The organism is Psychromonas sp. MME1, assembly GCF_041080865.1.
GTDB lineage: Bacteria > Pseudomonadota > Gammaproteobacteria > Enterobacterales > Psychromonadaceae > Psychromonas.
The window spans coordinates 3,063,680-3,074,966 of record NZ_CP160906.1 but is presented as its reverse complement, the minus strand read 5'-3'; the positions used below and the strand labels follow the sequence as shown (position 1 = coordinate 3,074,966).

Here is an 11,287-nt window from a genome sequence, read left to right as displayed (position 1 = left end):
ATATACCCATGATGCATGGGTATAATACCAATAGTGCTCAATTAATTTTACTGAGCACTATTTTCTTCACTCTCTTGCTGAACTTGCGATTGCAACGCGTCTACCGCGTACCAGGAAGCAATTTTTTTCTCCAACGTATCCACACCCAAACCGCTTAATGAAGAAAACAGTTCAACTTGCACCTCACCTTCAAAACGCAATGCCTCTTCACGCATCTTTAATAGCGTTGTCTTGCGCGCGCCCTGCTTTAACTTATCTGCTTTGGTCAATAACACTAAAACCGGAATATCGGCATCAATAGCCCAGTAAATAAGCTGCTGGTCTAAATCTTTAAAGGGATGGCGAATATCCATCAAAACAACAAGCCCTTTTAAAGATTCGCGCTGTTGTAAGTACTCCCCTAATGAACGTTGCCATTTTAGCTTCATCTGCAGAGGAACTTTTGCAAATCCATAACCGGGTAGATCAACCAAGCGCTGACCCGGATCAACTTCAAAAACATTGATTAACTGTGTCCGTCCAGGCGTTTTACTGGTACGCGCTAAGTTTTTTTGTCTCGTTAAACGATTTAGTGCGCTAGATTTGCCGGCATTAGACCGTCCAGCAAAAGCAATTTCAATGCCGCTCTCCGTTGGCAGATGCTTGTCTAAATGACGAATATCTGGTGCACTAATAAGAAAATGCGCTTTTTGAAAATGTATTTTTGGAAATTCCAAGATATGCCTCGCTTTACCGTGTAGCAAAATTGTTAATTTATTAAATTTGTGTAAACTAGAGAAGTTTTATTTTAGCCACATTGTACATACATTAAGAACAAAATGGATAGTTATGAATAAATTATTAATGGCATTGATGATTACAATTTCTTTCTCTGGCGCAACACAAGCACAGGGAAATATTGAAGAGGGTAAAACTAAGTCAGCGACTTGTGCTGCGTGTCATGGCACAGATGGAAATAGTCCGACCGATATGTACCCTAAATTAGCAGGACAACATGCTGATTATTTAACAAAACAACTGCAAGAATTCAAAACGGGGATTCGTAATAACGCGATCATGATGGGAATGTCTACACCATTATCAGAACAAGATATGCAAGATATTTCAGCCTATTTTGAAACGCAAACCATGACCCCTGAAACCGTCACGGCAGAATTGGCTGAACCCGGACGCAATCTCTATATGGGCGGTGACCCACAACGCGGAATCCCTTCATGCAGTGCCTGTCACGGGCCTCGCGGCAATGGTCTTGCACTGGCAAAATTTCCAAAAATATCAGGCCAATATCCTGCTTATTTAAAAGCACAATTAGAAAGCTTCCGCAGCAAAGCACGTAATAATGACCAGAACGGAATGATGAGTGATATTGCAGCTAAGCTCACCGATAACGATATTGAATTACTTTCTAAGTACATATCGGCACTACATTAGGCTATCAAAATTAATCATGGCGTTTCAAATTAAGAAACGCCATTTATCTGTGCTTTTTAAAAAATCTAAGATCTGCTATTCTGCGCTAATTAACCCCCAATATATAAGCATGCTCTTATAGAAGGTAAACAACCATGTCTCGTACTAAAAAAAATCGCAATGCAGGTAATTCAGAAAGTAAATTAGCTCCCAAGCGCAAAGAAACGTCATCACAGGCAAAAGAGTCTCGTGAGCGTAAACGCAAAGAGAAATTAAAAGGTAACAAGGCAGGCGCGCGTAATGCGGTGCAGTCTAAACAGACGCAACAGCAAAATGCTAGACAAGCGGCAAATGATAAACGTATTGGCAGCCAAAAAGCAGTCCCTCTGCTTATCGAAGAAAAACAACCCGAACAACAGATTAACCGGTTCTTAAACCACAGGTAAAAGTCGTCAAAGCAGCAGCTCCCGTGAAACTATCACCAGAGAAAGAACTGGCATTAATTGAAAATGATGATCGCCTTAACGACTTGCTTGAACAACTTGATAATGGCGAAACACTATCACAGGTAGATCAATCGTGGGTTAATAAGCAAACGCAACGTCACCAACAATTAATGCAGCAACTCGGCTGGCTCGATGATGATGGCGAAGAAGATCTGTTACAACAGTTTGAAGATGCAAGCTCTGCATTAGATGAATTTAAATAAATACGAGTAAGTGATGGATTTTAAGATTATATTGGCCATTATTGCCGTTGTTATCATTATCTCTTTGGCCTTTTATATAGGAGTACTCACTCGTAGAATACAAACATTAAAAGCGATCCAACAACAGGCGATACAGCAGCAACAGATACAGAGGCAATTAAAAAGACAGCAGCGTAATGCTAATATTTGTGAAAGCATCCGCCTGATTGCCCATGCCACAACACAAAAGCAATGTAATCTCTCAGAAGCCGCGATCCGTTTAACCGTATTGCTAGAAACATTAGATATTGATAATAAAATAGATATAGAAAAAGAATATCCCGCTTTATCGACCCTTTTTAATAAAGTTAAAGATATGCCAACACATGATGCACGTAAAAAAATAGTCGGGAAAAAACTGAAAATGTTAGATAGGCAGCGCAACGTGTTTGAAAATGAGTTAGAAGAATCGATCGTTGCAGAGGCAATACAGTTAAAGACCTTTTCTGTTTAACAAACAATAATAATATAAGAGCGGGAAATTATAATGGAAAAGCTTCTCTGGGATCAGGCTATCATCGAAAAGTATAACTACAGCGGCCCTCGTTATACCTCCTATCCAACGGCACTTGAGTTCGATGAGCGCTTTACTTATTCACAGATGCTTGAGGCGACTCAGAGCTACCCGAAGCGCCCTCTTTCCATCTATATTCACATTCCATTCTGCCACAAGATTTGTTATTTTTGTGGGTGCAATAAAGTGATCACTCGTCATCAAGAGAAAGCAGATAAATACTTAGATCACCTTGAAATTGAGATAAAAAATCAAGCGCAACATTTTACAGAACGCACCGTGACACAACTGCATTGGGGTGGCGGCACACCGACGTTTTTACTACCGGCACAAATTAGCCGTTTAATGACGTTACTACGTGATAACTTTAATTTTAGTGATAATGCTGAATTAAGCATTGAGGTCGACCCACGCGAAATTGAATTGACGACCATCGATCACCTTGCCAATGAAGGCTTTAATCGCCTTAGCTTAGGTATTCAAGATTTTAACAAAGCAGTACAAAAGGCAGTCAACCGAGAACAAGATGAAGCCTTTATCGTCAAGCTATTAGCACGCGCAAAAGCGCAGGGATTTCAATCAACCAATCTCGATATGATCTATGGTTTACCCTTGCAAAATAAAGCAAGTTTTGCCCATACACTAGAAAAAGTGGTCGAGCTCGATCCTGCTCGCTTATCCATTTTCAATTATGCACATATGCCATCCCTTTTTGCCGCTCAGCGTAAAATTAATGAAGATGATATGCCCAAGCCCGCTGAGAAATTAGCTATGTTGCAACACACCATTGAATTTTTAACCCAATCAGGCTATCAATTCATTGGCATGGATCATTTTGCTAAACCTAATGACGAGTTAGCCATTGCCCAGCAACAAGGGGTTTTACACCGAAATTTCCAAGGTTATACCACGCAAGAGGATACCGATTTACTGGGCATGGGGGTTTCGGCCATCAGCCAAATTGGTCATACCTATTCACAGAATCAAAAAAAATTAGCCGATTATTATCAGCAAGTTAACGAATTAGGACATGCACAGTGGCGTGGTGTTAGCCTCAATCAAGATGATTTAATTCGCCGAGAAGTGATCAAAAAGCTGATTTGTAATTTTAAGTTAGATATCTCTGCGATTGAGAAAAGCTTCGCGTTAGATTTTGCGCACTATTTTGCTGAAGATATTAAGTTATTGCAGTGTTTTATTGATGATCAACTGGTTTCAGTGTCAGCACAGGAAATTACCGTTGAACCTAAGGGGCGTTTGCTCATTCGCAATATTTGTATGTGCTTTGATATCTACCTGCGTAATAAAGCACGTCAACAACAGTTTTCCAGAGTCATTTAAGCCAATGCAAAGCTTGCCCGAATCAGCGCTTGGTCAATACTACATCGGTTTGATGTCCGGCACTAGTTTAGATGGTATTGACGTGGTGATCGCACAACGCGACCGTTGTGGCTTTAAGCAGATAGCCGCCTGTTGCATTGATTTACCGCCGTCGCTGCGTTTGCAATTGTTACAAATTTGCCAAGATAAAAAAGTAGATTTACAAACCCTCGGCGAAGTGGATCATCAATTTGCTATCGCCTGTGCCACGGCTGTTAATCAATTACTCAAAGATAGCCATATCCGTGCAGAGCAAATCTGCGCAATAGGTAGCCATGGGCAAACTATTTTTCACAGTCCACAAGGCCCACTCCCCTTTAGCCAACAAATTGGAGACGCGAATCTCATTGCTGCACGAACGGGCATCACCTGCGTTGCAGACTTTAGACGCATGGACATGGCCTATGGTGGACAAGGTGCACCACTAGTACCCGCTTTTCATCAAGCACTATTTGCCAAACAGGGCTGTAATCGCGTCATTCTAAACATTGGGGGGATTGCCAATATCAGCATACTGCATTCAGATACAAAGGTACTCGGCTATGATACTGGCCCGGGCAATATGTTGATGGATGCGTGGATCAATCTACATCATGATAAACACTTTGATAAAGATGCTAAATTTGCCCAACAGGGAAAAGTTGCCCCGGCACTGCTAGCACCATTATTAAGCGATCCCTATTTCGCCCAAGCTGCCCCCAAAAGCACCGGGCGAGAAAAATTTAATCTCTCTTGGTTGCAGCAGCAACTGCATGCATTAACACCCCATTATTTCACTCCTCACGATGTGCAACGCACATTACTCGAATTCAGTGCAATAACGATTACTGAACAAATAAAATTACAAACCAGTCCCTGTGCGGTTTACGTCTGTGGTGGCGGTGCACTTAACCCGTTATTAATGCAGCGTTTACAAGCGCTGCTACCCGACCACACCGTTCTCGATACACAAATATTGAATATTGATCCAATGTTTGTTGAAGCAGTTGCCTTTGCATGGCTTGCAGAACAACGTTTGTATGAAATTCCTATTGCCTTAAAAGAGGTCACTGGCGCCTATAAAAATGCTATTTTAGGCGCTATCTACAAACCTTAATCTTGCCCCATTAATTGATAATATAAATAGGCGCTAAGATGTAAAACCATTAAGACTCCACTGCCTATCAGTGCAAATAATAGGGCAATAGTTGTCACTTGCGATGGGGATGATTGATAGCAAAAATACCAACCTATCGCGCTACTTAGCAACAACACAAAATTAAGTAGCATACAACTGCGACAACGGCCTAACTTTTCTTTAAAGAAATGGTTATTACAGCCACTACAAGACATGATTTTGGCCTCCTTTTTAAAAAAATTATATTGTTATTGCGAACAAAATAAATACAATGTCAACCACTTAATTTTTATGAGTCTACCCTATGCGCGCTCTTTTAACATTATTAACCGTTTCATTTTTTACGACATCAGCTATCTCTGCAGAAATTTATACTTGGACAGACAAAGATGGCATCACCCATTTTTCAGAGAGCAAGCCGGCCTATCAAGCAGAGATAAACGAAGTGACGCTATTACCGATCAGTGCCACTATTTCAGCAAGTGAAAAAACAACCGCCGCACCTCTAGCCGTTAAAAAAGAGGAAGTGACTAGGCAAAATGAAAGTAAAAAACAAGGCGAATACCAACGCCCGGAAACAGCAACGGATAAAAATATCCTCTCAGAACGAATGGTTGATCAAACCGATGTTAGCCTTAAAAACGATGAAGAAAATGATGCGCTGATCGACACAATCGACAGACCGCTTTTACGCCAAGCGATAGTCGATGGAACAACTATCAGTATCAACGGTGCTGTAAAAAAATAAATATAAATCCGCCAAATTAAATATACGCAAAGCAAGATGATTAACGTTGCTTTGCGTTTACCGCCTAACTGTACAATCACCCGTTCATCTTCTAAAATAACCGCTCAATAACAATAATTTACTATCGGAAATGAACTATGAAATATATTGGGGCGCATGTCAGCGCTGCTGGTGGCGTATTTAATGCCCCTAAAAATGCCCATAATTTAGGCGCAACCGCCTTCGCACTATTTACCAAAAATCAACGTCAATGGAATGCTAAGCCGCTTGATGAGGAAACAATTCGTAAGTTCAAAGCAGCATGCAGCCGTTATAATTACAGTAGCGACCAGATATTACCCCATGACTCCTACCTTATTAATTTAGGACACCCAGAAGCTGAGCCACTGCAAAAATCACGTCTCGCATTTTTAGACGAATTACAGCGCTGCCAACAACTCGGTTTATCCATGCTCAACTTTCATCCCGGTAGCCACCTTAATAAAATCGACAGCCATGATTGCCTACTACGTGTGGCAGAATCGATTAATTGGGCCCTGCAACAAACGACATCGGTTAAAGCCGTGATTGAAAATACTGCCGGACAGGGCACTAATCTCGGTTTCTGTTTTGAACAGCTTGCCACTATCATTGAACATGTTGATGATAAATCACGTGTCGGCACCTGCCTCGACACCTGTCATACTTTTGTTTCTGGTTATGATCTCCGCACCATCGAAGCCTGTGAAGAAACCTTTAAAGCATTTTCAGATTGTGTCGGTTTTGAATTTTTAAGTGCCATGCATATCAACGACAGTAAAGTTCCCCTCGCTAGTCGTGTGGACCGCCATGCGCCATTGGGGGCGGGTGAAATAGGGTGGCCCTGTTTTAAATACATTATGCAAGATGTGCGTTTTAATAATATCCCCATGGTTTTAGAGACAACGAATCCTGATATTTGGGCGGCTGAAATCGCGCAATTAAAAAAATGGGCAGAATAAACAAATTAAGTCGATATTTAGACTTCCCAAGCAAACAAACTGGCTTTACTATTAGAGCTATTCTGTTTCTCTATAACAGCCGTTAATAAAGGTAGCAAATGTCGATTTTTCAAACTCTTAATGACATCATTCAATCTTATCTGTCTCCCGAGCAGTGTCGGTTTATTGAACGAGCCTACGAGTTTGCGGACAACGCGCACGAAGGTGTTACCCGCGCCAGTGGTGAACCCTATATCACTCACCCGGTCGCAGTGGCAGAAATTCTTGCATCAATGAAACTGGATCACGAAGCCATTGCGGCAGCATTGCTGCATGATGTGCTCGAAGATACCGACGTCATTCATCAGGAGCTCTCCGAAGCCTTTAATCCGAGCGTTGCAGAATTAGTCGAAGGAGTTACCAAACTTGATAAAGTTAACTTCGAAAATAGAGAGCAAGCACAGGCCGAAAATATCCGCAAAATGTTAATCGCGATGTCTAAAGATTTCCGAGTGATGCTGATAAAAATAGCGGATCGCGTCCATAATATGCGTACGCTAGACTCCTTACGTCTTGATAAACGCCAACGCATTGCCCGCGAAACCTTTGAAATATTTACCCCAATCGCGGATAGACTCGGCCTCCACCACCTTAAAAACGAATTGGAAAAGCTTGCCTTTAAAGCACAACATCCCGCTCGTTATCGCGTTTTAGAAAAGGCGATTAGTCAAGCTCGAGGCAATCGTAAGGATTTTATCCAGAGTATTTGCGATGAAATATCGACGACATTAACCAATATGTCTATTCAAGCAAATGTCATTGGGCGAGAGAAACATCTCTTTAGCTTATATCAAAAAATGCATAAAAAAGGGTGTCAGTTTCACGATGTAATGGACGTTTACGCCTTTCGTATTATTGTAAAAGATCTGGACACTTGTTACCGCGTATTAGGGCAAATGCACCACCTTTATCAACCTAAGTTAGAGTTTTTTAAAGATTACATCGCAATTCCTAAATCCAATAGTTACCAGTCCTTACACACGACATTAGTCACCCATCATGGTGTTAATATTGAAATTCAAATTCGCACAGAAGATATGGACGAGGTGGCCAAGCAAGGAATAGCTGCGCATTGGAGTTATAAAGAGGGTAAAGGCAACTCCAACATCACAGCGCAATTACAAACCCGCAATTGGCTACAAGGCATTACAGAGCAAGAAGATACAACCAGTAATCCGTTAGTATTGTTAGAGAACATTAAGCAAGAACTAGGCAAAAACGAAATCCATGTATTAACACCACAGGGAGAAATTATTGTTCTACCCGCGCAGGCAACCCCTGTCGATTTTGCCTATGCTTTACACACCAAAATTGGACATCGCTGTGTCAGCGCAAAGGTGGATAAAGAGTTTGTGCTATTAAGTGATAAATTAGAAAGCGGTCAAACCATCCAAATAATCACCGGTAAACAGCCTAACCCTAGCGCCAATTGGCTAAATTTTGTTGCCACCCATAAGGCACGTAATAGTATTCGCCAATACCTAAAACAGCAGCCAAAATCCTTTACCATCCCAGAGGGGCGCCGTTTATTAAAACAAGCATTAAACAAAACCAACTTAACGGATATAAGCCAAGAAAATATCGATAAAGTAATGGCTGATCACCATCTAGAAGATTTTGACTCATTATTACACAAGATAGGCAGCGGTCAGTTACTCAGTATTGTTATTGCAAGAAGATTGCGTGGTAATATCAATCAACTCACTGAATCTGAATTCAAACAAGTGAGTCGACAAAGTGCAATTTTAGGTACTGAAAATATGATGGTATCCTATGCAAACTGCTGCAAACCTCTACCGGGCGATGCGATCGTCGCGCATACTAGCCATGGAAAAGGCTTAGTGGTTCACCTTAAGCAGTGCCATAATGTCAGTGGTTTTAAAAATGAATTAGATAAATATATCTCCGTTGAATGGGATATGAACTTTATTAATCAATATGAGTATTCAACCGACCTTAGGGTTGTCATGGTTAACCATAAAGCGGGACTTGCCAAGCTGTTTAATGTTATTGCTAAAAACAATGCCAATGTCCTCGATATACAAACACTAGAGTTACCGAATCACTTCTATACCATTAATTTAACCTTAAGCGTTCTTAACCGCATTCATTTATCACGCGTGATGAGACAAATCAAAAAATTAACTAATGTGAAAAGCGTCAGACGTATAACACAAAAAAGAGCCACAAAAGAGGAGCAATAAATGAAGAAACGACTGATTATCTCACTATTTACCCTGTTTTTAGCCGCCTGTAGCGCGCCAACGGATAAAGTGGTTAGCCTCGCTGAACTGCAACAGACATGGCAATTGGTTAGTATTGATAAGCAAGCTGTAGATAAATCAATTACTAGCACCCTAAACATTGCCAAAAATGGCAAAGCGACGGGAAATTTAGCCTGTAATAATTTTTTTGGTACATTCGAACTACAGGAAAAGACGGCAAAAATAGTGGCAATGGGCAGCACCAGAAAAATCTGTCTAGATTTACAAAATACGGTTGAACAACAAGTGACAACGGTATTTACAGATTGGTCAGAAGTGCAGCTTAAAGATGATAGCTTAACGTTTATCGGGCAAGCGCATCAACTAACCTATAAACTTATAGCTAAGTGATCTTAGCCAGACTGCGATCGGGCTAACCCGGCCAAACGAGCAAATAGCCGCTTTAAGAGGGGAGGAATCGAATCGACTCCCCGTTGCTCAACGGCACTGGCAATCGCCAACCCCAACCCCGGTTTTGAATACTTGTGCACCGCCTTCTCAATGATTTTCGCTGCCGACAACTTGGCTAACTCTTTTTCACTGTAATTAGCCGCTTCAAGGTATACATCGGCAAAACCATTTTCAAAAAACAGATGTTCAATATCCAAAGCAGGCACAACAGATAAACGATTTGATAAAAACTCTTTACCTAAAAGCATTTCTTGAACTCGTGCCGCATATTTTTGCCCAGCTGCATCACCGTCCGTTAACACATGCCACTCAATATGCAACTCTTGAGCTAGCTTAATTAAAGGGGTCAATCCACATTGAGCAAACTCAATCATTTGCACCCCCTCGACCACTAACTGATAGCCACAAGAGTGCGCTAGTTCGGTTAAAAGCCAAGTCTCGGTCTCTCCTTCCACTAATAGCCATGCCCGAGCAAAAAGGCTTTGTGGGTGATTCATGCGCACATGAAAGGCGATGCGCCGTAAATCGTTAATAGAAAAATGATCCACTGTCAGTGAATAACTTTGTATTAAATCAGGATGACGTACTAACCGCTGGATACGACTCAATGGCACAAAGGAGAGTAATTGACTGGAATTAGTAGAGATTAATTTCTGCATTGGTAAAAGCGAGAAAAAACGCCAAGTAATCGCTAAATTAACCGGATGTAAGCTATTCTCAGGTTCCTCCAATAACAAAATGGGACTAGCCCCTCGACGCAGCAAATGCTCGCCACGCACTTCAAGAAATTCACCAAAAAGTAGCAGTAACATGGCGCGATCATTTTTGTTGCCCGTCTTTAACAGCTCGTTAAAATGGGTCAACGCTTGAAATGAGAAAGGACGCTGGCTAGGCACTTCATGTTCCGTCTCTATCATTTGCGTATGAAAATTACCATAACGCTTAAATAAATAGTGGTCAAAAAGATAGTTTAACGCTTCATAACCACGCGCTATTTCATCCTTAGATAGCTGCTGGGATGAACCCGTTAAACGTTTAAATATACGCTTGATTCGCGCTTCACAATATGCACGCTTTCCGCTAATCTCAAGTGCTTCTTCCTCTTCTATTTTGCAAAACTCGCCGCCCATCCGTAATACCGGCACAAAAGAGGTAAACTCGCTTACTAATTCTGCTAACTTCTCCTTTGTAAAAACTTTTTTCTGGCCGTTATTATCTAAAAAATAACGATAGGTTTTAATATTTCCAACCTCTGAACGCTCACCATCGACTTGCATATAAATATATTTTAGACCGTGAGATGATGGGCTCCAGAGTTCATTGATTGATCTATATTGGCGTAATTGAGCTTCACCTTGCCACTGCTCTTTAAAGGCAAAAACAAGCTGAATATGCTTACTACTGGTGATATCGGGATCGGGCGATTGATGAAAGTCTGAATGGACAAATTTATAGCTCTTACGCGTACCACAAAAAATCAATGATAAGGCATCAAATAGGCTCGATTTACCCCAGCTATTTTCACCGACAAAGGCACTCAACTCTTTAACATTGATTGATAAACGATTTATTCCACGAAATCCAACTACTTCAATTTGATCGAGTAACATCTGCATCCTTAAAAACAACGCCTTCTGCGAATAAAAAATAGCAGAAGTGAGTGAAAATATAAAAAT

The 11,287-nt window shown here is 41.1% G+C and carries 13 protein-coding genes; 10 read left to right on the top strand and 3 right to left on the bottom strand.

The genetic code is table 11. The annotated features are described in order from the left end of the window. Positions 1-47: 47 nt before the first annotated feature. On the bottom strand, positions 48-716 hold the full coding sequence (yihA, locus tag AB2N10_RS14200) for a ribosome biogenesis GTP-binding protein YihA/YsxC (protein ID WP_354623015.1): 669 nt from the start codon (positions 714-716) through the stop codon (positions 48-50). Positions 717-828: 112 nt separating this feature from the next. Here yihA and AB2N10_RS14195 point away from each other — a divergent pair, with 112 nt between their 5' ends. From AB2N10_RS14195 to AB2N10_RS14170, 6 genes are all read left to right on the top strand, one after another. Next, positions 829-1,431: a c-type cytochrome gene (locus AB2N10_RS14195; protein ID WP_354623013.1), complete on the top strand. Its 603-nt coding sequence runs from the start codon at positions 829-831 to the stop codon at positions 1,429-1,431. 134 nt (positions 1,432-1,565) lie between these two features. Next, a complete protein-coding gene (locus AB2N10_RS14190; protein ID WP_369434002.1) occupies positions 1,566-1,856 on the top strand; it encodes a GTPase-activating protein in 291 nt (96 codons plus the stop codon). A 23-nt stretch (positions 1,857-1,879) separates the two neighbouring features. Beyond that, positions 1,880-2,119, top strand: a complete 240-nt coding sequence (locus tag AB2N10_RS14185) for a GTPase-activating protein (RefSeq protein ID WP_369434001.1) — start codon at positions 1,880-1,882, stop codon at positions 2,117-2,119. Positions 2,120-2,132: 13 nt separating this feature from the next. Next, entirely contained in the window at positions 2,133-2,612 is a 480-nt protein-coding gene (locus AB2N10_RS14180) for a DUF2489 domain-containing protein (RefSeq protein WP_354623011.1), read from the top strand. Positions 2,613-2,645: 33 nt separating this feature from the next. Further along, positions 2,646-4,013 carry an oxygen-independent coproporphyrinogen III oxidase gene (hemN, locus tag AB2N10_RS14175; protein ID WP_369434000.1) on the top strand — a complete coding sequence of 456 codons (1,368 nt, stop codon included), beginning with the start codon at positions 2,646-2,648 and terminating at the stop codon, positions 4,011-4,013. 13 nt (positions 4,014-4,026) lie between these two features. Beyond that, the gene (locus tag AB2N10_RS14170; RefSeq protein WP_369433999.1) at positions 4,027-5,148 is read left to right on the top strand and encodes an anhydro-N-acetylmuramic acid kinase; all 1,122 of its coding nucleotides are present in this window, start codon (positions 4,027-4,029) and stop codon (positions 5,146-5,148) included. Here the strand turns inward: AB2N10_RS14170 and AB2N10_RS14165 are convergent. Next, positions 5,145-5,384 carry a DUF3624 domain-containing protein gene (locus AB2N10_RS14165; RefSeq protein WP_354623009.1) on the bottom strand — a complete coding sequence of 80 codons (240 nt, stop codon included), beginning with the start codon at positions 5,382-5,384 and terminating at the stop codon, positions 5,145-5,147. The two genes, AB2N10_RS14170 and AB2N10_RS14165, sit on opposite strands and share 4 nt — an antisense overlap. A gap of 89 nt (positions 5,385-5,473) precedes the next feature. Between AB2N10_RS14165 and AB2N10_RS14160 the strand changes: the two genes are divergently transcribed. The 4 genes from AB2N10_RS14160 (at position 5,474) to AB2N10_RS14145 (ending at position 9,551) form a co-directional block, all read left to right on the top strand. After that, positions 5,474-5,917: a DUF4124 domain-containing protein gene (locus AB2N10_RS14160; RefSeq protein ID WP_354623008.1), complete on the top strand. Its 444-nt coding sequence runs from the start codon at positions 5,474-5,476 to the stop codon at positions 5,915-5,917. 137 nt (positions 5,918-6,054) lie between these two features. Then, positions 6,055-6,897 (top strand): deoxyribonuclease IV, encoded by an 843-nt coding sequence (gene nfo, locus AB2N10_RS14155; RefSeq protein ID WP_354623007.1) that lies wholly within the window; start codon positions 6,055-6,057, stop codon positions 6,895-6,897. Positions 6,898-6,995: 98 nt separating this feature from the next. Then, complete coding sequence (locus AB2N10_RS14150; RefSeq protein WP_369433998.1) at positions 6,996-9,140, top strand: bifunctional (p)ppGpp synthetase/guanosine-3',5'-bis(diphosphate) 3'-pyrophosphohydrolase; 2,145 nt, start codon at positions 6,996-6,998, stop codon at positions 9,138-9,140. Continuing rightward, positions 9,141-9,551, top strand: coding sequence for an META domain-containing protein (locus AB2N10_RS14145; RefSeq protein WP_369433997.1), 411 nt, complete (start codon positions 9,141-9,143; stop codon positions 9,549-9,551). Positions 9,552-9,553: 2 nt separating this feature from the next. On the opposite strand, the gene AB2N10_RS14140 is transcribed toward AB2N10_RS14145, so the two are convergent. After that, the gene (locus AB2N10_RS14140; protein WP_354623003.1) at positions 9,554-11,221 is read right to left on the bottom strand and encodes a DUF2813 domain-containing protein; all 1,668 of its coding nucleotides are present in this window, start codon (positions 11,219-11,221) and stop codon (positions 9,554-9,556) included. Positions 11,222-11,287: the final 66 nt, after the last annotated feature.

What these genes read in the sequence shown, in the direction of transcription:
- AB2N10_RS14195 (WP_354623013.1), top strand. Translation starts at nt 829, where the DNA reads ATGAATAAATTATTAATGGCATTGATGATTACAATTTCTTTCTCTGGC.
- AB2N10_RS14190 (WP_369434002.1), top strand. Translation starts at nt 1,566, where the DNA reads ATGTCTCGTACTAAAAAAAATCGCAATGCAGGTAATTCAGAAAGTAAA.
- AB2N10_RS14180 (WP_354623011.1), top strand. Translation starts at nt 2,133, where the DNA reads ATGGATTTTAAGATTATATTGGCCATTATTGCCGTTGTTATCATTATC.
- hemN (WP_369434000.1), top strand. Translation starts at nt 2,646, where the DNA reads ATGGAAAAGCTTCTCTGGGATCAGGCTATCATCGAAAAGTATAACTAC.
- AB2N10_RS14165 (WP_354623009.1), bottom strand. Translation starts at nt 5,384, where the DNA reads ATGTCTTGTAGTGGCTGTAATAACCATTTCTTTAAAGAAAAGTTAGGC.
- AB2N10_RS14160 (WP_354623008.1), top strand. Translation starts at nt 5,474, where the DNA reads ATGCGCGCTCTTTTAACATTATTAACCGTTTCATTTTTTACGACATCA.
- nfo (WP_354623007.1), top strand. Translation starts at nt 6,055, where the DNA reads ATGAAATATATTGGGGCGCATGTCAGCGCTGCTGGTGGCGTATTTAAT.
- AB2N10_RS14150 (WP_369433998.1), top strand. Translation starts at nt 6,996, where the DNA reads ATGTCGATTTTTCAAACTCTTAATGACATCATTCAATCTTATCTGTCT.
- AB2N10_RS14145 (WP_369433997.1), top strand. Translation starts at nt 9,141, where the DNA reads ATGAAGAAACGACTGATTATCTCACTATTTACCCTGTTTTTAGCCGCC.
- AB2N10_RS14140 (WP_354623003.1), bottom strand. Translation starts at nt 11,221, where the DNA reads ATGTTACTCGATCAAATTGAAGTAGTTGGATTTCGTGGAATAAATCGT.